Consider the following 20613-nt stretch of genomic DNA (forward strand, 5'->3'; position numbering starts at 1 on the left):
AGGTGCTCCTTACTGCTCATTAGCTGCTTCAAGAACTACGTCATCAACTTTATTGGCCAGTACTTGATCACCATCTCGCACAAAACCTTGTCCCAGCACGATAATGTCTACACGCTCTCCTAACCCAGAGAGCCACACACCATCATCCTCGGCCTTAACGAGTTGAATTGGAACAAACTCAACATGCTCATTACGCAGTGTCTTGACACCTAAGTTACCTTCTTCATCTAGTGCTAACATGGCAGCCGTAATCTTTACCGCCAACACTTCACTCAAAGGCAGCTGTACTTCTGCGCTCATACCGGCAGAAATTCTTGCGTCTTGATTATCAATTTCGATTTCAATTGGAAATGTATTAGTAGAAGCAGAAGAAACACGTCCAATGTAGCGCACACGACCTTGATGATGCTGTTGGTTAATGGTTCTTACGTCGGCTTCTAGGCCTTCCTTAAGGTATTGTATATGCCGTTCACTGACATCGGCTTCAATCACTAAAGTATCCAAATCAATGACCGTCGCAATAGGATCGCCAATCCCGACAAAATCACCTAACTCAACAAAGTGGTGCTCTACGATGCCATCAAATGGCGCTTTAACCTCAGTATTTCTTAAAGCCGTTTGCACGTTACTCAAATTCGCACGTGCATCTACCAACGCTGCTTGCGCTGTCGCAAATGCAACCTCACCTTGCAGTCCACGACTTTTTAGCGATTTAGCTGCATTAAACTCTTTCTCTTTAACCAACAGCATCGCCTGGGCCCGTTTAAGTTGAATGCCAAGGTCGCGCTTATCGATGTTTGCGATCACTTGTCCCTGTTTGACCGCTTGGCCTTTCTTTATGTTAAGACTGACTATTTTACCGGCAACTTCGGCGCCAAGACGCGCTTGACGATTGGGCGCTGTTCGTCCATACAATTCAATGGTTTTACTGGTAGGTTCGGCAAGAAAAGTATCAAACATCACCTTTGCAAGTGGTGTCGTGTTCGTGGATGTTGAAGAGTTAGGATGATCATCTTGTGCTTTGAGTTGGCCGATGGTTAGCCATGCAACAAGAAGTAAGACGAGGATAAGAGATACTAGCCAAGGGCGCTCGACAATTCGGCGTCCAAAAGAAAGTCCAGACATATAAAGTCCTTTTTATTATTTCTCTGCATATCTGCGAGCGTGCGCTTTACGTGACATCCTTCTACATAAAGCACAGGCAGCCGTTAGCTGCCTGTTAGGTGTTAATTACACACTGAACGATGCACCACAACCACATGTTGTCGTTGCATTGGGGTTATTTACGAAGAAGCGCGCTCCTTCCAACCCTTCTGTGTAGTCAACAATACCGCCAACGAGATATTGCAGACTCATAGGGTCTACAACCAGTGTTACACCACTGTTTACGATTGTCGTATCGCCTTCGTTTACATTTTCATCAAAAGTAAAGCCGTATTGGAAGCCGCTGCAGCCGCCGCCAGTAATGTATACGCGCAGTTTCAATGCTGGGTTTTCTTCTTCAGCAATCAATGCTTTAACGCGAGATGCTGCTGCGTCAGAAAAAGATAATGGTACGTTTACTTCGCTCACGAAGACCTCTCTCACTCGTGTAATGCGTCAAGCCTGAAGCAAGACGTCAAATTTGTGCTAATTGAGACGATTATCCAATACCTGACAAACTCGTTCAAGTATTCGCCGCCGATTCTTTATAACAGATGCGGATATATAAGATTACACTGCGAAACAACACATAAATTAAGCAAAACGTTTCTAACTTGATTATAGCTAGGTACAATGCGCTCCACTTGGTCCGAGCAATCAAAAGAGGATAACCCCATGACCAAATCATCAGAGCTGTATCAAAAAGCTCAGCAAACCATCCCTGGCGGTGTCAATTCACCAGTTCGTGCATTCAACGGCGTTGGCGGTTCTCCGCTATTTATCGAACGAGCAGACGGTCCACTGATTTTTGATGCCGATGGTAAAGCGTATATTGATTACGTTGGCTCTTGGGGTCCAATGATTCTTGGCCACAACCACGCAGTTATCCGCGAAGCAGTAATTGATGCAGCGCAACGCGGTCTTAGCTTCGGTGCGCCAACAGAACTTGAAATCGCGATGGCAGAATTAGTTTCTGAGCTTGTTCCATCAATGGAGCAAATCCGCATGGTAAGTTCTGGTACTGAAGCTACGATGAGCGCGATTCGTCTTGCACGTGGCTTCACCGGTCGCGACAAGATCATGAAATTTGAAGGTTGTTACCACGGCCACGCTGACAGCTTGCTAGTAAAAGCAGGTTCTGGTGCACTAACTCTAGGTCAACCAAGCTCTCCTGGCGTTCCTGCAGATTTTGCTAAGCACACGCTAACAGCAACATTCAACGACCTAGATTCTGTACGCGAGCTATTTGCTGCTAACAAAGGCGAAATTGCTTGTATCATCGTTGAGCCAGTAGCAGGCAACATGAACTGTATTCCACCAGTGGAAGGCTTCCACGAAGGGCTACGTGAAATCTGTGATCAAGAAGGCGCGCTACTAATTTTTGATGAAGTAATGACAGGCTTCCGTGTTGCTCTAGGCGGCGCGCAAGCACACTACAACATCAAACCCGACCTAACGACACTGGGTAAAGTGATTGGTGGCGGTATGCCAGTAGGTGCTTTCGGTGGCCGTAAAGAAGTGATGCAATACGTTGCACCTACAGGCCCAGTTTACCAAGCTGGTACCCTTTCCGGTAACCCTGTCGCAATGGCAGCAGGCTACGCATGTTTGAACCTTCTAAAAGAAGAAGGCAACGAAAAGCGCCTAGCTTCTAAAACGAAACAACTTGCTGAAGGCTTTAAGTCTCTAGCAGAAAAACACGGTATTCCGCTAGTTGTTAACCAAGTGGGCGGTATGTTCGGCTTCTTCTTCACTGACCAGGAAAAAGTAACTTGCTACGAAGACGTAACGAAGTGCGATGTAGAACGCTTCAAGCGTTTCTTCCACTTAATGCTAAAACACGGTGTCTACCTTGCGCCATCTGCGTTTGAAGCGAGCTTTACTTCACTCGCTCATGGTTCAAAAGAGATTGATGCCACATTAGAAGCGGCTGACCGCTGTTTTGCTGTTCTTGCAGAAGAAGCGAAATAATCGCTAAAAACGGCGATAACGCATTTAGAAAAGGACCGTAACGGTCCTTTTTTATTGCCAATTCAAAATAACCAATATCGCTAATACCCCAACGACAATGCCAAACCACGGTATTCGCTTAGCTTTTTTCTCAGTTTGACACTTTTTATCACCGTTGCAACAACCCATAGCTCATCTCTTGATTGATAACCGACTGATTTGTAGTCATTATAGCAAGGTACATCGCCCTGCTCTAATTCGGCATTGTCATAAGCTTGAAAGAGTTAAGAGTGCAAAGTAATAAAGGTTACACGCCATCATTGAAGGCATAAACCGTAAACGTCACCTGTAAGTTGGACTAATACCATGCCAAATAATGTAAAAATAACGTCGAGTCACCGAGTACTAATGGTTGCTTTACTCGCCGCTGCTTTTGCTTGCTACTTATTGGTTGAGCCATATATCAATTCCATTGTGATGGCTTTTATCATTTCTTTGCTCATGTTTCCGATACACGAATGGTTTGAGCAGAAAATTCCCCAGCACCCCAATATGGCGGCACTGCTGTCATGTGTCGTCTTGACGTTTATTATTGTTATCCCGCTTTTATTTGTGTTTGCCGCCATTGTTCAGCAAGGCTCTGTTTTCTCACAAAATACATATAATTGGGTTACCAATGGTGGTATCCAAGATATATTCCAACATCCTTTCGTTATCAAAGGCTTAGCGATTGTTAATGAGTACTTACCTTTTGATAAAATCGAGCCCAAAGCCATTGCTGAGAAAATTGGGCAATTTGCCACATCGTTTGGCTCTAACTTAGTCGCTATCAGCGCAAAGATTTTAGGAGACGCAACCAACTTCCTAATGAACTTCTTCTTAATGCTGTTTGTGCTGTTTTTTCTGCTTCGTGACCACGACAAAATTATCTCTGCGATTCGTCATATCCTGCCACTCTCACGTAGCCAAGAAGACCGCATATTGACAGAGATAGAGCAAGTTTCTAAATCAGCCGTAATGGGCTCATTCATGACAGCGATTGCTCAAGGTTTGGCTGGCGGTATCGGTATGTGGCTCGCCGGTTTCCCTGGGTTATTTTGGGGAACAATGATGGGCTTTGCATCATTCATTCCAGTGGTAGGAACCGCGCTAATCTGGATTCCTGCAGCAGCGTACTTGTTCTTAACAGGCGATATGACTTGGGCTATCTTCTTGACGGTGTGGAGTGTAGTTATCGTTGGCTCTATAGATAACCTATTACGTCCGTTGCTAATGCAAGGCAGCGCCGGCATGAATACCCTTATGATTTTCTTCTCATTACTGGGTGGTCTGCATCTGTTTGGTTTGATTGGTCTTATCTACGGCCCACTTATTTTTGCCGTGACCATGGTACTGTTTAATATCTACGAGGAAGAATTCAAAGACTTCCTTAACCAACAAGACAACAGCTAGTCACCGCTTAATCACTTCAAGCTTGGGGCAGATTGTGCGAAAATCTGCCCCAAATTATTCCTGATGAACCAAATTTATGTCTGCTTATATCGCTCCTAGCCAAATAGCTCAGCGCCAACTTGAATACTTCAACGGAAAACACGTTTTAGTCGCTGGTGAAGTTGAAGACCTATTTCCTCTTGAGTTAGTGGCTCATTGTGAGTCTGTTGAAGTGTTTACTTCCAACTATAGCTACTACCGCCAAATTCAAACATCTGACAAAGTGAAAAGTCATTTTGGCTCTGTATTTGATGTTGAAACAAAAGCAGACATGGTCCTTTTATACTGGCCAAAAGCAAAAGCTGAAGCAGAATACTTGCTGGCGATGTTGATGGCGAAACTGGGCATTAACACCGAAATCGTCATCGTTGGTGAAAACCGCTCCGGCATCAAGAGCATCGAGAAGATGTTCCAAGAATACGGCCCTGTGAACAAGTACGACTCTGCTCGTCGCTGCTCATTTTACTGGGGTAATTGCCTCAATGAACCAAAACCTTTCAACCAAGCAGATTGGTTTAAGTCTTACACTGTTACACTCGGTGAGCAGTCGCTAGCGGTTAAGAGCCTACCTGGCGTATTCAGCCATGGCGAGTTCGACTTAGGTAGCCGATTGCTGCTTGAAACCTTACCTAAGCTGTCGGGCAAAGTGCTCGACTTTGGTTGTGGTGCAGGTGTGCTCGGTGCGTTTATGGCGAAAGCGAATCCAGAGATCGCGATTGAGATGTGTGACATTAATGCTTATGCGATCACTTCTAGCCAAGCCACATTAGAAGCGAATGGTTTATCCGGACGCGTATTTGCATCAGATATATACTCGGATACCGCAAAAGACTACCGCTTTATCGTCAGCAACCCGCCATTCCACAGTGGTTTAGACACAAATTACAACGCAGCGGAAACCTTGTTGGGTCAGGCACCACAATATTTAACCAAAGACGGCGAAATGGTGATTGTCGCGAATAGCTTCTTAAAATACCCACCAATTATCGAGCGGGCGTTTAATAATTGCGAGACGCTAAATAAGACCAATAAATTTTCTATCTACTACGCGAAAAAATCATAACTTCCCTCCGCGCAGGCACAAACCTGCGCGATTTTTTCTCATAAATTCAACACTCATAAGAAAAACTGCGTCACCCTGCACGCTTTACAACTAACTTTCTTGTCAAAGAAAAAAAACTCGTTAATTTTGTTAATTCTATCTAGTTGAACATCTTATCCGTTTTTAACGAGAACCTCGGCAGCGAAGTATGTTTTAGAACTGCCCATTATGAGTTGTAATCTTATCCATGTTTAAATTCTACAAAAAACAGAAATTTAAGCGCCTTCAGAGTACACTGATGACCGCATTTCTGGTGCTCAGTATCACACCTCTTACCATTACTGCGATCTTTTTCTTGCAGTCCCACAGTAAAGATCTGCAAGAACAAAGCACCTCACACTTACTGTCTGTTCGAGATACAAAACAGCAGCAAATCATCGACTACTTTGAGGCACGAGAAACCGAAGTCATGGGCTTTGTGCGCTCAGAGTTGGCTTACGCCAGTGGTGGCCGATTCTACGGTCTCGTCAATGCTTTTAGTCGTTTAGGCAATGATATTGAAGAGTCTCGTAAAAACGCCCAACAGCGCTACATCGAGGGCAGCGGAGACCAAATCAAAACCTCAACGTTACCCGAGTCATCCAACTATGTAGGAAGTGAACGTTACCGACTTTTGCATAAACGCTATCATTGGGCCTACTTGGAGCTCCTCAAGCGCTCTGATTTTAATGACATTTTGCTGGTCGACATCAATGGTAACGTCACCTACTCGATCAACAAAGACGATAACTACGGAACGAACTTGTTATCAGGCCCCTACAAAGACTCGGCACTTGGCAAAACTTTCAAGCGTCTCGCCGATGATGTGACTGAACGTCGAAAAGTAAACGAAGACTACACTCCTGTGATTGTGTCTGACTTCGAGCTGGAAGGGGGGAAATCAGTCGCTTGGCTAGGTGCACCAATTGTTCAGCAAGGTTATCTACACAGCTATGCCATGTTCCGCTTGCCAAATAATGGCATCACTAAGTTAGCCGCAGACGCCAACCGAGAGTCATCAATTAACACCTTGCTGGTTGGAAATGATCACCAACCTCGCACAATTAACACGAAACAAGACGACATTAAGAACAGTTTAGAAGTGATCGATAAAGCACTCTCTGGTGCATTTGGTGTCGGCACTTACACAAACGGTTTAGGTGAAGAGATCATCGCGGCTTATGCACCGATTGAAACTCGTGGTGTGATTTGGGCGCTCGTCGTACAGTTACCAGAAAACGAAGCTTTCGCTCGTATCCATCAACTCGAAAAACTATTCGTTATCGCTATGTTGATCGCCATTATCCTTGTGGTGATCGCTTCTCACTATTTATCAAACTTTATCACTTCTCCGTTGCTGAAATTGACTTGGGTTGCCGAAAAGGTCTCTGCAGGGGATCTTGATGACACATCTTTTAATACGGTTCGTAAAGATGAAATTGGTCGGCTTGCGTTAAGCTTTGAACGAATGCAACGCTCTATTCGAGAGAAGATTCAAACCATTAAGAAGCAAAATGAAGAACTAGAAAGCAACATACAGATCATTCAGAAACAGAATGAAGAACTGCAATTGGCCGATAAATTAAAAGATGAGTTCTTAGCCACGACTTCTCATGAACTTCGTACACCGTTACACGGCATGGTCGGGATTGCTGAAACCTTAGCGTCCGGCGCCAATGGCGCGATCCCCGCTAGCCAGAAATATCAGCTTGATATCATCATTAAAAGTGGTCAGCGTCTCGCTAATCTAGTCGATGACTTGTTGGATTATCATAAAATGCGTTATGGAAGCATGGATATCCAGAAATCAGCAGTGAGTTTGGGCAGTGCAACACGATTGGTTTTAGAGCTTTCTAGCCATTTACTTGGAAGTAAAACCATCCGCATCATCAACCAAGTCCCTGCGGATTTAAAAGCAGTGTCAGCTGACCCGCAACGCCTTGAACAAGTGCTATATAACCTGATTGGCAATGCGATTAAATACACCTCAGAAGGTAAAATTGTTATCTCCGCTAATGTGGTAGATGATCATGTACGCGTACAAGTCGTGGATACTGGACAAGGAATTCCCGCAGAACAACTTGAACATATTTTTGAACCACTCATCCAAGCAGGGCAAGACGCGAGCCGTTATCGTCAAGGTGCAGGACTTGGGCTCTCCATTAGCCGTCAATTGATCGAATTAATGGGAGGCTCGTTATACGTCAGTAGCCAACCAATGGTCGGAACTACCTTCAGTTTCACTTTACCGCTCGCCAGTGAAGAAGAAATCCAAGCAACCCAGACTCTAGCTGCGCACGGACACTTCCAAATCCCTGAAGTTAATGTAGAGAACAGTGAAGACTTATCACTTCCAGAGAACCCAGACGGCCCGTTACTGTATGTTGCTGACGATGAACCAGTAAACTTACGCGTGCTTGAAAGCTTTTTACGTTTAGAGGGCTATCGTGTGCGTACCGTCTCCGATGGGCCAGAAACGTTAGCGCTCGTCGAGCAAGAGAAGCCGGAACTTCTGTTATTGGATATCATGATGCCAGGCATGAGCGGCTACCAAGTTTGTAGTGAACTACGTGAAACCTATGATCATGCCGAGTTGCCAATCATTATGCTCACCGCACTCAGTCAAACAGAAGATCGTGTAAGAGGTTTTGAGGCAGGAGCCAACGACTATTTATCGAAACCATTTAATAAACAAGAGTTGGCGGCACGTATCCAAGCGCATTTAACGGCAAGTAAAGCAGAAATGCGCCATATGGAAAACAAAGTGCTAGAGTCTGAACTTAGACAGCGTGCAGTCGTTGAAGCAAGCTTACTTGAGACTCAAGGTCGTTTGTTGGAACAGCTAGAATCGGCTCCTGAAGCTATCATCTGTCTACGTGAAGACAAGCGTATTCGCTTTGCTAACGAAGCTGCTTGTAAGCTATTCAAGCGCAGCTTAGAACAGCTAAAGCGCTCATCTGCTGATGAGCTGATTGCCCCTAAATATCTGACCGTCAAACAACCTCATTACTGTGGCAAGATTGATATCTATATTGAAGATATTCGTCAGAACATCGAAGCAGACATTCTTAAGCTCCCTGAAGGTTCAGGGTTAGATATCATGTACATCTTTAATGTCGGCGGTGGAGCCAGTGCCGCTCGCATACATAATCTAGAAACCGCCGTAGAAGTGCTTTCAAGTTATGCATTTGATGGTGACAAAGACCAATTGCAAAAGCTAAAAGAGCTTGGCGGAGAATTTACGCGCCTTGCAGACAAAGCACTCGGTAATAAAAAGGACAAGCAAGAACTTATGCGAGAAGTTCTAGTAGACGCAATGACACATGCTTTAGAGTATTGGGAATCTGTAACGGGTGAAAGTAAGTTCGCATTTGCAGAGCAAAGTGGCTTGTGGCGCGTTTATCTAGACCGTAGTACTTTGCAAACACGCACTTTAGATAAATACATGCGTATAGAAACATTACCCAAAACACCACGTTGGAGAACGGTGCTAAGCTCGATAGAGTTCATTCTCGAACACTGCAAAGAACAGAGCCCCGAGAGAGCATACATAGAAGCACAACGAGATAAACTACAGCGACTATTGACCAGCTAATATTTATCAAAAAACTAGCCCAGCGTGCATGCTGGGCTTTTTTGTTATTCGAGTATTCCCTTCCTAGAGATAAAAGAGACCGCCTCTTCCTACCCCGTTAACATATTTCCAATAACGAACATTCGGTTAGACAACGCTATCTATTGTTGGTATTCAAACGTACGACCTTATCCATTTAACTTGTCTTAACTAGGTAAGTTCGAGCAACCGAAAAACTTCATTCATACAATAAAAAAAGGACAACAAACGGAAGAAAACTGTCGATAAAAAAGGCCATTTTTCAGATAACAAGCGGATTTTGACGAACTATTGATAGAGATTGCGAACTTAATCACAACAGAACGGCAGATTAATTTTTAGCTGATTAATTAACACCATTTCTGCATGTGAGCGAGATCTCCGAACCTAGAAACCAAGCAGGAAACGTATATTTAAAAAGGACCAACAGGTTAGTAATCACCAACACTCATTATTAACAAGGATATAAACTGCGACGCATATCAACGTTTATTTTTTGGCCCAATGCTGGTTAAAATTAGCCAAAATAACGTTTATAACGGAGAGCTCAGAGATTTTAACGTTTTTAACGGGAATCAAGTTTGATTATTTTATGGATAAGGTGTTTTCTTACTCCTGCCTAAGGCCTACAGGCCACTCTTGGCGAAACTCAATGTTGTAATGAGTAAGGCATGTACAAGAGGTAGGTCTTAGAGAGTGTTTATCAATTGATGACATTCAATTCCATTTAGTGAAATGAAAGCAAATAGTAAGGAACAGCTATGCTTGCCAATATTAAAAAAACAGCACTAGCAACAGCAATTATTGCAACGGCTACTACAGGTTTTGCATCGGTAGCTACTGCGGCTGAACGCAGTGAACTGACTATCCACCCTAAAGAGTTTACAACTTTCGTTCGTAACTTTAACCCTTTCTTGGGTGCAACTAACCTGCACACAACAACCGACTTTATTTACGAGCCGCTCGTTGTTTTTAACGAAATGCACGGTAACACGCCTGTATTTCGTCTAGCAGAAAACTTTACCATGGCTGATGACCTGATGAGCGTAACCTTCGATATCCGTAAGGGCGTAAAATGGTCTGATGGCAAAGCGTTTACCGCTGATGACGTTGTTTATTCTTTCAACCTAGTGAAAGAGAAGCCAGAGCTAGACCAGTCTGGTATCAACTCTTGGGTGACTGGCGTAGAGAAAGTTAACGACTACCAAGTTAAATTCCGTCTAAGCGAAGCAAACTCAAACGTTCCTTACGAAATTGCGAAAGTACCCGTCGTACCTAAGCACGTATGGAGCAAAGTAAAAGATCCAGCTACATTCACAAACGAAAATCCAGTAGGAAGTGGTCCATTTACTGAAATCGACACTTTCACACCGCAGCTATATATCCAGTGTGAGAACCCGAATTATTGGGATGCTGACAACCTAGATGTAGATTGTCTGCGTGTGCCACAAATCGCGAACAACGACCAATTCTTGGGCAAAATCGTTAACGGCGAAATGGACTGGACGTCTTCATTCGTACCAGACATCGACCGTACGTACGCTGCAGCAAGCCCGAATCACCACTACTGGTACCCACCAGCGGGTACTCAAGCATTTGTAGTGAACTTCAAAAACCCAGACGCTGCGAAAAACGAAGCACTAACTAACGTTGACTTCCGTCGTGCGTTCTCTATGGCGCTAGACCGTCAAACTATCATTGATATCGCTTTCTACGGCGGCGGTACAGTGAACGACTTCGCATCTGGTCTTGGCTACGCATTCGAAGCTTGGTCTGATGAAGAGACGCACAACAAGTACAAAGGCTACAACACATACAACGCGGAAGGTGCGAAAAAGCTTCTAGCTAAAGCTGGCTTCAAAGATGTAAACAAAGATGGCTTTGTGGATACACCATCTGGCAAGTCTTTCGAGCTTCTAATTCAATCACCAAACGGTTGGACTGACTTCAACAACACGGTACAGCTAGCCGTTGAGCAACTAGCAGAAGTGGGCATTAAAGCTCGTGCTCGTACACCGGACTTCTCGGTATACAACCAAGCTATGCTAGAAGGTACTTACGACGTTGCTTACACCAACTACTTCCACGGTGCAGATCCACACTTGTACTGGGATAGTGGCTACAACTCGAAGCTACAAGCTGGTGACGGCATGCCTCGCTTTGCAATGCACTTCTACAAGAACGATAAGCTAGACGGTCTTCTTAACAGCTTCTACAAGACAGCAGATAAGCAAGAACAGCTAGAGATCGCTCATGGCATTCAGAAGATCATTGCTCAGGACCAAGTAACTATTCCTGTGCTATCTGGCGCGTACATGTACCAATACAACACAACTCGCTTCACTGGTTGGTGGAACGAAGAAAACCCTAAGGGCCGTCCAAACATTTGGGCAGGTATCCCAGAGCGTCTACTTCACGTACTGGACCTAAAACCAGTTAAATAAGTAGAAGTTCATTTCAAGCGGCATACATCCCGTGTGCCGCCTATAAAAATCCCTTGTTAACGAAACCAATATGTGGCGCTCGTCGTCAGGGGATTTTTCGCTCTAAATTTCGCTAGGAGCGACCTGAAACCAGAAACAGGGAAAAAATCTGGGTGAGTAAGGTGTGAGTTATGGGTTATTTTTTAAGACGTTTGTCGTTCTATCTTGTCGCGCTCTTAGTTGCAGCGACGTTAAACTTTATTATTCCGCGAGCAATGCCTGGTGACCCAGTTACCATGATGTTTGCTAATGCTTCAGTACAGGTGACTCCAGAACGAATCGCAGCAATGAAAGAACTGCTCGGTTTCGTTGATGGGCCAATTTACATTCAGTACTTCTCGTACATTAAAAACATTCTAAGTTGGGAATTGGGCACCTCAATCCAGTTCTACCCTCTTTCAGTTAATTCTTTACTAGGTAGTGCATTTGGCTGGTCACTATTTCTAGCTGGTACTGCGGTTGTACTTTCTTTCTCCATCGCTTCTGTCCTTGGTATTTTTGCCGCCTGGAAGCGCGGTAGTAAGTACGATGCATTCGTAACGCCTGGCACATTGATCATTCAAGCGATTCCACAAATGGTTATCGCAATGTTAGCACTGTTTACCTTTGCGATTGGCCTGAAATGGTTCCCATCTGGCTATGCTTACACGCCAGGTACTATTCCTGATTGGACAAGCTGGGAGTTCATCAAGAACGTGGGTTACCACGCTGTACTACCTCTATTCTGTGCAACCATCGTTCAAATTGGTGGCTTCCTAGTTAACATGCGTAACAACATGATCAACCTTCTCGCCGAAGACTATATCACGATGGCTAAAGGTAAAGGGCTGAGTGAAAACCGCGTCGTCTTTAATTACGCCGCACGTAACGCACTACTTCCAAGTGTTACCGCACTGTCTATGTCTTTAGGTATGGCCATTGGAGGTCAATTAATCATCGAGATGATTTTCAACTACCCAGGCCTAGGTACGGTTCTTCTAAACGCAATTCACGCTCGTGACTACCAAGTACTTCAAGGTCAGTTAATTATCATGACGATGTTCATGCTGTGCTTCAACTTAATGGCTGACATGCTGTACATGATTCTAGACCCTCGCCTACGTACGGGAGGCAAATAATCATGAAAGAACTATTCAAACTTATTTTGGGTAACGCATTTGCTCGCATTGGTCTTGGCATTGTTACGCTGTTCGTGTTCGTTGCGATTGCCGCTCCTTTACTTACAAAGCATGCGCCAGACAAGCGAACCGGTAACCCACACGAATACCCAAGCTTTGTTGTAAAACAGGCACAAAACAATCCTGATGGTTGGGTCGCTAAAAACCTAGCAGACGATCGTCGTACGCTGATTATGTCTAAAAAGGCTGACCACGTATTAGGTACTAGCCGAATGGGTCGCGATATCTGGTCGCAAGTGGCTTACGGTGCACGAGTATCACTGGGTGTAGGTTTTGGCGCTGGCATCATCGTGTGCTTCTTAGCAACAGTCATTGGTATATCGGCAGGTTACTTCGGAGGCAAAGTGGATGACGTATTGAGTGCCGCGATGAACATCATGTTAGTAATTCCGCAGTATCCATTGCTATTCGTGTTGGCGGCCTTTATCGGTGAAGCAGGCCCACTCACCATTGCCTTGATTATCGCTGGTACTTCTTGGGCATGGGGTGCACGTGTTGTCCGCTCTCAAACTATGGCACTACGCGAGAAAGAGTTCGTTAAAGCTGCCGAAGTATTGGGAGAGTCTTCATTCCGCATCATCTTTGTTGAGATTTTACCAAACCTTATCCCAATTGTCGGTGCGAGCTTCATTGGCTCAGTAATGCTGGCGATCAACACTGAAGCGGTCATTTCGTTCCTAGGTTTGGGTGATGCCAACACGATCAGTTGGGGCATCATGCTTTACAACGTGCAAACCTCATCAGCCATGCTGATTGGCGCATGGTGGGAAGTACTAGCACCTTGTATTGCCCTAACATTACTGGTTACTGGTCTTGCTCTGTTGAACTTTGCCGTTGACGAAATTGCGAACCCTCAACTTCGTTCTCACAAAGGCATGAAACGCTGGAAAAAACTAGCAGCAAAAGACAAGAAAGAGCGTGAGCCTGAACTGGCACCACAAAATGCACTATGGAGCGGAGATAAATAATCATGACTGCACCACTAATTTCCATCCGTAACCTATGCGTAGACTACATCACAGACGCGGGCGATGTCCGCGCCTGTAACAACGTGAGCTTCGACATTGCACCCGGTGAAGTATTCGGTCTGGCTGGTGAATCTGGCTGTGGTAAATCCACTGTTGCCTTCTCACTAATGCGCCTTCATAAGCCGCCAGCGTTTATCACAGGTGGTGAGGTTATCTTCAACGGTGAAGATATCCTTCAGTACAGCGATGATCGCATGCAAGCGTTCCGCTGGAGTGAAATGTCGATGGTATTCCAGAGTGCGATGAACGCTTTGAACCCTGTTCTAACCATGGAAGAGCAGTTCTGTGACGTCATCATGCGTCATACCAATATGACTCGCGCTCAAGCAAAAACACGCGCTGAAGGTCTGCTGGAAATCGTTGATATCCACCCTAGCCGATTGAGTGATTACCCGCACCAGTTCTCTGGTGGTATGCGTCAACGTCTAGTAATCGCAATCGCTTTGGCTCTGAACCCAAAAATGATCATCATGGACGAACCGACTACCGCATTGGATGTAGTGGTTCAACGTGAAATTCTACAAAAAATTTACGCGCTTAAAGAAGAGTTTGGTTTCTCAATTCTATTCATCACACATGACTTGTCATTGATGGTCGAGTTCTCGGATCGTATCGGCATCATGTACTCAGGTGAGTTGATTGAAGTCGCGCCTTCTAAGCAAATTCTGGAAAGTCCTTACCACCCTTACACCAAAGGTTTGGGTAGCTCTTTCCCTCCACTAACTGGACCAAAGACCAAATTGACTGGTATTCCAGGTAACCCGTTGAACTTGCTAGAAGTACCACGGGGCTGCCGCTTCCAAGCTCGTTGCGATCGCGTACATGAAGCATGTACACGTGTACCAACCCAATTACGTCAAATTGAACCAGGTCGCCTCTCAAATTGCCATTTGTACGGCGACACCATTGCTCAAGCTAAGGTTTAACAACAAAAAAACGCTAGCTAAGAACAAAAATTACACTGGAGAGAATTATGAGCAAACAATTCGGCGAACTGCTGATTGAGGGTAAAAATGTCGTTAAGGACTTCCCTTTAAACAGTAACTCAATCAAACAATCTAAGATGCGCGCAATCAACGACGTCTCTTTCAAAATGTACAAGAGCCGCGGCTTGTCAGTGGTAGGTGAATCTGGTTCAGGTAAGTCTACTACTGCAAAAATGATTGCAAAAATGTACGCACCAACCGATGGCATCATTGAATACAAAGGTCGTGATATCCAAGACATCACCTCTCGTCACGATTTAATGACCTACCGTGAAGGTGTACAAATGGTGTGGCAAGACCCGTTTGGCTCGCTAAACCCAACGCACAATATCTTCCACCATATTGCTCGACCACTGCTAATCCACAAAAAGGTCTCACCTAGCAACAAGAAAGAACTGGAAGAGCGTGTGTACGACCTACTTGAACAAGTTGGTCTTATTCCACCAAAAGAAACGGCGCAAAAGTTCCCGCACCAGCTATCTGGCGGTCAGCGTCAACGTGTAAACCTAGCTCGTAACATCGCAGTTGGTGCAGAAGTGGTATTGGCGGATGAGCCAACATCGATGCTCGATGTATCAATCCGTGCCGGTGTTCTGAACTTGATGGAAGAGATGAAGTTCGAGAAACAAATGTCTCTGCTTTACATCACTCACGACATCGCAACAGCGCGTTACATTGCTGAAGATCTCGCGGTCATGTACGTAGGTCACATGGTTGAATGGGGCGATACTGAAGAAATCATTCACGATCCTCAACACCCATATACGCAACTGTTGGTATCTGCGGTTCCAGATCCATCGAAGTCTATTCACGAGAAACTGAAAGGCAACAAAGGGGAAATCCCACTTTGGACACCAGAATCTGTCGGCTGTCCATTTGCTGGACGTTGTGTACACGCTACCGACAAATGTCGCGAACGACTACCGGGCGTCACTCAACTGTCCGACAACCACTTTGTCCGCTGTTACTTATTTGAAGATTAATCATAACGAGGGTCAGGTTCAGCCTGGCCCATTCCTGTTTTTATCGTTTCCCGGAGACATTGAATGCTGCTACTGACTAACCACATTGGTTATGAACGTCTGGGCCCAAAGAAAGCCATTATCCAGACCGAACAACCACACTTGTCTTCTTACACTGCTCAATTGATTTGTGCCACTAGCGAGCAAACCGTGGCAACTTTTGCGGTTGAAGAACAAGGTAAAGTGGCGAACTGGCATCAGGGCTATTTCTACCTCATCGACTTTTCCTCTTTCACAACGTCAGGTGACTATTTCTTGCAAGTAGAAGATACGCGCTCTTCCTCTTTCATCGTTGGCGAACACATTCTGTTGGATCAAACTTTGTCAGATGTGATCCACTACTTCAAATCGCAACGTTGCGGCGGGATCTTCGATCAACAAGATCGACAACTTCCAGTACTAAACTCCAATAAAAAGGTTGATGTACACGGCGGCTGGTACGACGCATCAGGAGACGTTAGCAAGTATTTAAGTCACCTTTCATACGCGAATTATTTGAATCCTCAACAAACCCCAATGGTGGTTTGGAACATCCTAAAAGGGGTTTCATTGCTTGAAGGAAGCGAAGACATTGCAGCTTTCACACGTACACGTCTGATTGAAGAAGCCCTGTTCGGTGCAGACTTTCTTGTGCGTATGCAAAACGAAAAAGGCTTTTTCTACATGACGGTCTTTGACAAGTGGAGCAAAGATACTGCGCAACGCGAGATTTGCGCGTACGAAACTCAACTTGGTCACAAATTTGACGACTATCAAGCAGGCTTTCGACAAGGTGGCGGTGTCGCCATTGCAGCGCTAGCGGCAGCGTCGCGTTTAAGTGTTCACGGTGAATACGATCAACAAAAATACCGCAACGCTGCCGAAAATGGTTACTGGCACTTAAAAGAGCACAATACGCAGTACCTCAATGATGGGGAAGAAAACATTATCGACGAATACTGTGCGCTACTGGCTTGTGTAGAACTGTTTAAAGCAACCAAAGAAACTCGCTACTTGGAAGAGAGCCGTTTGTGGACGCAACGTTTAGTTGCACGCCAAATGAGCGATGAGCAGATTCAACACTTTTGGTCAGCAAACCAAGACGGCAGCCGTCCATATTTTCACGCAGCCGAAGCTGGTCTACCAGTTATTGCCCTATGCGAATATCTATCAATTGAAGACGACTCAGCACGAGCGGAATCGGTAAAACGTATCGTCAACCTAGCGTGTGAGTTTGAGGTCACAATATCGAATAAAGTGATCAACCCATTCGGTTACCCTCGCCAATATGTTAAAGGCGTAAATGAGTCAAAACGCGAGGCATTTTTTGTCGCACACAACAATGAATCCGGCTATTGGTGGCAAGGCGAGAATGCTCGACTGGGCTCACTCGCGACCATGGCGTACCTTGCTCAACCGCATATAGCGTCGCAAGAAGTACAGCAACAACTTTCTGTGTTTGCTCAAGATGCATTGAACTGGGTTGTAGGCTTAAACCCATACGACATGTGCATGCTAGATGGCCATGGTCGTAACAACCCTGATTACCTCCCTCAATATGGTTTCTTCAACGCAAAAGGTGGCGTGTGTAACGGAATCACTGGCGGCTTTGAAGACGAGGAAGACATTGCATTTAACCCACCTGCACAAAAAGAAGACGTGTTACAAAACTGGCGCTGGGGCGAACAATGGATCCCGCATGGCGCTTGGTACTTACTCGCGATAATGAGTCAAGCTCAGCATGTTTCTCAGTTGGCGACCTCTAAAAATATGAAGGAAGAATAATCATGGGAATGTATTTTGTCGGTATCGATGGTGGCGGCACGTCATGTCGAGCCAGGATTAAAGATTCACAAGGTAATTTTCTTGGCGAGGCCAAAAGCGGCAGTGCCAACATCATGCTAGGTGCTGAAATAGCAATGGCTTCGATTCTTGAATCCATCACTTCGGCTACCGAGCAAGGCGGTCTGACACAACAAGATTTCGCGTCGATGCACGTCGGCTTAGCCCTTGCTGGCGCAGAGCACAAAGCATCTTGGCAAGCCTTCATGTCTCTTCCTCATCCATTTGCCAGTATGACTCTGAATACCGATGCTTACGGTGCGTGCGTTGGTGCGCACAATGGCGAAGATGGCGCAATCATGATTGCGGGAACCGGTTCTTGTGGCATCTACCTTAACGGATTGGAGCAACACGTTGTCGGTGGTCGTGAGTTCCCTATTTCGGATCAAGGTGGCGGTGCAGTGATGGGGCTACGCCTAGTTCAGCAAGTTTTGTTAGCTGAAGATGGCATCAGAGAAAAAACGCCCCTAGCACAACACGTTATGACGCATTTCGAAAATGAGGTCGACAACGTGGTGGCGTGGTCAAAACAGGCGCTTCCTCGTGATTATGGGCAGTTTTCTCCGGCTATTTTCCAACATGCGGAACAAGGCGATGCACTGGCCATTGAAATGCTGAAGCAAACCGCAGCGGATATAGAAATGTTTCTCGTGGCATTAAACAAGCGCGGCGCAACACGTATTTGTTTAATGGGCAGCATAGCTGAACGCATTGTACGTTGGCTTTCACCACCAGTTCAGCAATGGATTGTTGAGCCACAGTTTGACGCGATTGAAGGCGCAATTATGTTTGCTGGCAAACCAGAACATAACCTTTACTCGCTCAGTGCGGCGTAGGAGTAGATATGGAATATCGTGTTGATCTCGTAGTCCTTTCTGAGCAGAAACAAAACTGCCGCTTTGGCCTCACCTTTCATAACTTGAGCGACCAAGACCTAAACAGCTGGAGCTTAACTTTCGCTTTCGATCGTTACATTCTTCCAGACAGCGTTTCAAATGGTCAACTGACTCAAATTGGTAGTTTTTGCACACTTAAGCCAGAAGGGGTGGTACTGGCTGCCAACCATCACTATTACTGTGAATTCAGTATTGGTTCGAACCCATTCCGTTATTACTCGGATGGCTTTAACGAAGCGATGATCAACTTTGTCGTTGATGGAAACCCACAGCGCGCACAAGTGGATGTCACGCCTATCGTATTAGCTTCACCATACCGTGAACGCAGTGAGATTCCTGCAAGTTTAACCCATGCACAGCCCTTGCTGCCAAAACCAAACCATATTGAGGTCAGCGATCACTATTTTAGCTTTGATCATCATGCTGGCGTCGCGGTTTATTCAAGCCTGGCCAATTCAGCTAAAGAATGGCTACTTGATGAGCTTAAGCGCATTCACCAATTTGAGTTCGCATCAGACAATGGCAGTCAGATCATCTTCAAAGGCAACCCAACCTTGGATGAAGGCGCTTACAAACTGAAAGTAGCCGAAGAGTCAATCAAAATTGAAGCAGGATCTTCGTCTGGTTTTACCCATGCTTGTGCAACGTTATTACAACTAATCAAAGTTGGCGATCAACCTAACTCAATGGAAGTAGTTTGCTGTTCAATCAAGGACAGGCCACGTTTTCGTTACCGCGGTATGATGCTGGATTGTGCTCGTCATTTTCACTCCGTTAAGCAAGTCAAACGCTTGATCAACCAACTGGCTCATTACAAGTTCAATACGTTCCATTGGCATCTTACCGACGATGAGGGGTGGCGAATTGAAATCAAATCACTGCCTCAACTGACCGATATTGGTGCTTGGCGCGGATTGGATGAGATCAATGAACCACAGTACACGCACTTTGATGAACGTTACGGCGGCTTCTACACACAAGAAGACATCAAAGACGTTATCGAATTTGCATCGCAACGCGGCATCACCATCATTCCTGAAATTGATGTACCTGGTCATTGCCGAGCCGCCATCAAGTCGTTACCACACCTATTGGTAGAAGCGGAAGATACCACCGAATACCGCAGTATTCAGCATTACAACGACAACGTCATTAACCCAGCTCTGCCGGGGAGCTATGAATTTATCGACAAAGTGCTAGAAGAAGTCTCTGCGCTTTTTCCTGCGCCTTACGTTCATATTGGTGCCGACGAAGTACCTAACGGCGTATGGTCAAAAAGCCCAGCATGCCAAGCACTAATGGAACAACTGGGTTACAGCGACTACAAAGATTTGCAAGGACACTTCTTGCGTTATGCCGAAGACAAACTTCGTAAATTGGGCAAACGCATGCTGGGCTGGGAAGAAGCTCAACACGGCGACAAAGTCAGTAAAGATACGGTGATCTACTCATGGCTAAGCGAAGAAGCGGCCTTGAACTGTGCTCGCCAAGGCTTTGATGTGGTGCTGCAACCAGCACAAACCACTTACCTAGATATGACCCAAGACTACGCACCTGAAGAACCGGGCGTGGACTGGGCAAACCCACTGCCACTAGAAAAAGCTTACAACTACGAGCCGCTCGCTGAAGTGCCTGCTGACGACCCAATACGTAAGCGCATTTGGGGCATTCAAACAGCATTATGGTGCGAAATTATCAATAACCAACCTCGCATGGACTACATGATCTTCCCTCGTTTAACTGCAATGGCAGAAGCATGTTGGACAGACAAACAACACCGAGATTGGACCGACTATTTATCACGCTTGAAAGGCCATCTACCTCTGCTTGATTTGCAGGGAGTGAATTACCGTAAACCGTGGAAGTAATACAAAACTGATGTCGAAACATCACGCTTGAAGAGTTTTTAAATTTTGGCTGC

14 protein-coding genes are annotated in these 20613 nt (G+C 45.4%); 12 read left to right on the plus strand and 2 right to left on the minus strand.

The genetic code is table 11. The features are described 5' to 3' along the window. Positions 1-9: 9 nt before the first annotated feature. Together R7F07_RS02960 and erpA are read right to left on the minus strand one after the other, a co-directional pair. The gene (locus tag R7F07_RS02960; RefSeq protein ID WP_171343197.1) at positions 10-1125 is read right to left on the minus strand and encodes an efflux RND transporter periplasmic adaptor subunit; all 1116 of its coding nucleotides are present in this window, start codon (positions 1123-1125) and stop codon (positions 10-12) included. Between the two features lie 105 nt (positions 1126-1230). After that, positions 1231-1572, minus strand: coding sequence for an iron-sulfur cluster insertion protein ErpA (erpA, locus tag R7F07_RS02965; RefSeq protein ID WP_005380031.1), 342 nt, complete (start codon positions 1570-1572; stop codon positions 1231-1233). A 246-nt stretch (positions 1573-1818) separates the two neighbouring features. Here erpA and hemL point away from each other — a divergent pair, with 246 nt between their 5' ends. The 12 genes from hemL to R7F07_RS03025 all read left to right on the plus strand — a co-directional run bounded on the left by hemL (position 1819) and on the right by R7F07_RS03025 (position 20560). Continuing rightward, positions 1819-3114 carry a glutamate-1-semialdehyde 2,1-aminomutase gene (hemL, locus tag R7F07_RS02970; RefSeq protein WP_005380032.1) on the plus strand — a complete coding sequence of 432 codons (1296 nt, stop codon included), beginning with the start codon at positions 1819-1821 and terminating at the stop codon, positions 3112-3114. A 345-nt stretch (positions 3115-3459) separates the two neighbouring features. Then, the gene (locus R7F07_RS02975; RefSeq protein WP_085569821.1) at positions 3460-4545 is read left to right on the plus strand and encodes an AI-2E family transporter; all 1086 of its coding nucleotides are present in this window, start codon (positions 3460-3462) and stop codon (positions 4543-4545) included. 76 nt (positions 4546-4621) lie between these two features. Next, positions 4622-5647: a 16S rRNA (guanine(1207)-N(2))-methyltransferase RsmC gene (gene rsmC, locus R7F07_RS02980; protein WP_017820412.1), complete on the plus strand. Its 1026-nt coding sequence runs from the start codon at positions 4622-4624 to the stop codon at positions 5645-5647. Between the two features lie 226 nt (positions 5648-5873). Then, positions 5874-9260, plus strand: coding sequence for a response regulator (locus tag R7F07_RS02985; RefSeq protein WP_005380036.1), 3387 nt, complete (start codon positions 5874-5876; stop codon positions 9258-9260). Positions 9261-10039: 779 nt separating this feature from the next. Next, on the plus strand, positions 10040-11722 hold the full coding sequence (locus R7F07_RS02990) for an ABC transporter substrate-binding protein (RefSeq protein ID WP_005380037.1): 1683 nt from the start codon (positions 10040-10042) through the stop codon (positions 11720-11722). A gap of 170 nt (positions 11723-11892) precedes the next feature. Next, positions 11893-12879 carry an ABC transporter permease gene (locus R7F07_RS02995; protein WP_005380038.1) on the plus strand — a complete coding sequence of 329 codons (987 nt, stop codon included), beginning with the start codon at positions 11893-11895 and terminating at the stop codon, positions 12877-12879. 2 nt (positions 12880-12881) lie between these two features. Beyond that, positions 12882-13907, plus strand: a complete 1026-nt coding sequence (locus R7F07_RS03000) for an ABC transporter permease (protein ID WP_025768199.1) — start codon at positions 12882-12884, stop codon at positions 13905-13907. A 2-nt stretch (positions 13908-13909) separates the two neighbouring features. Further along, positions 13910-14893, plus strand: coding sequence for an ABC transporter ATP-binding protein (locus R7F07_RS03005; RefSeq protein ID WP_005380040.1), 984 nt, complete (start codon positions 13910-13912; stop codon positions 14891-14893). 47 nt (positions 14894-14940) lie between these two features. Beyond that, the gene (locus R7F07_RS03010; protein ID WP_054579087.1) at positions 14941-15936 is read left to right on the plus strand and encodes an ABC transporter ATP-binding protein; all 996 of its coding nucleotides are present in this window, start codon (positions 14941-14943) and stop codon (positions 15934-15936) included. A gap of 63 nt (positions 15937-15999) precedes the next feature. After that, complete coding sequence (locus R7F07_RS03015) at positions 16000-17739, plus strand: glycoside hydrolase family 9 protein (RefSeq protein WP_171343196.1); 1740 nt, start codon at positions 16000-16002, stop codon at positions 17737-17739. A gap of 2 nt (positions 17740-17741) precedes the next feature. After that, on the plus strand, positions 17742-18632 hold the full coding sequence (locus tag R7F07_RS03020) for an N-acetylglucosamine kinase (protein WP_005380046.1): 891 nt from the start codon (positions 17742-17744) through the stop codon (positions 18630-18632). An 8-nt stretch (positions 18633-18640) separates the two neighbouring features. After that, positions 18641-20560 carry a beta-N-acetylhexosaminidase gene (locus R7F07_RS03025; RefSeq protein ID WP_005380048.1) on the plus strand — a complete coding sequence of 640 codons (1920 nt, stop codon included), beginning with the start codon at positions 18641-18643 and terminating at the stop codon, positions 20558-20560. Positions 20561-20613: the final 53 nt, after the last annotated feature.

This window comes from Vibrio sp. YT-16 (assembly GCF_033337405.1).
Lineage (GTDB): Bacteria > Pseudomonadota > Gammaproteobacteria > Enterobacterales > Vibrionaceae > Vibrio > Vibrio alginolyticus.

Bases quoted from the DNA above. Each gene is read 5' to 3' on its own strand.
- R7F07_RS02960 (WP_171343197.1), bottom strand. From the start codon at position 1,125: ATGTCTGGACTTTCTTTTGGACGCCGAATTGTCGAGCGCCCTTGGCTA.
- hemL (WP_005380032.1), top strand. From the start codon at position 1,819: ATGACCAAATCATCAGAGCTGTATCAAAAAGCTCAGCAAACCATCCCT.
- R7F07_RS02975 (WP_085569821.1), top strand. From the start codon at position 3,460: ATGCCAAATAATGTAAAAATAACGTCGAGTCACCGAGTACTAATGGTT.
- rsmC (WP_017820412.1), top strand. From the start codon at position 4,622: ATGTCTGCTTATATCGCTCCTAGCCAAATAGCTCAGCGCCAACTTGAA.
- R7F07_RS02985 (WP_005380036.1), top strand. From the start codon at position 5,874: ATGTTTAAATTCTACAAAAAACAGAAATTTAAGCGCCTTCAGAGTACA.
- R7F07_RS02990 (WP_005380037.1), top strand. From the start codon at position 10,040: ATGCTTGCCAATATTAAAAAAACAGCACTAGCAACAGCAATTATTGCA.
- R7F07_RS02995 (WP_005380038.1), top strand. From the start codon at position 11,893: ATGGGTTATTTTTTAAGACGTTTGTCGTTCTATCTTGTCGCGCTCTTA.
- R7F07_RS03000 (WP_025768199.1), top strand. From the start codon at position 12,882: ATGAAAGAACTATTCAAACTTATTTTGGGTAACGCATTTGCTCGCATT.
- R7F07_RS03005 (WP_005380040.1), top strand. From the start codon at position 13,910: ATGACTGCACCACTAATTTCCATCCGTAACCTATGCGTAGACTACATC.
- R7F07_RS03010 (WP_054579087.1), top strand. From the start codon at position 14,941: ATGAGCAAACAATTCGGCGAACTGCTGATTGAGGGTAAAAATGTCGTT.
- R7F07_RS03015 (WP_171343196.1), top strand. From the start codon at position 16,000: ATGCTGCTACTGACTAACCACATTGGTTATGAACGTCTGGGCCCAAAG.
- R7F07_RS03020 (WP_005380046.1), top strand. From the start codon at position 17,742: ATGGGAATGTATTTTGTCGGTATCGATGGTGGCGGCACGTCATGTCGA.
- R7F07_RS03025 (WP_005380048.1), top strand. From the start codon at position 18,641: ATGGAATATCGTGTTGATCTCGTAGTCCTTTCTGAGCAGAAACAAAAC.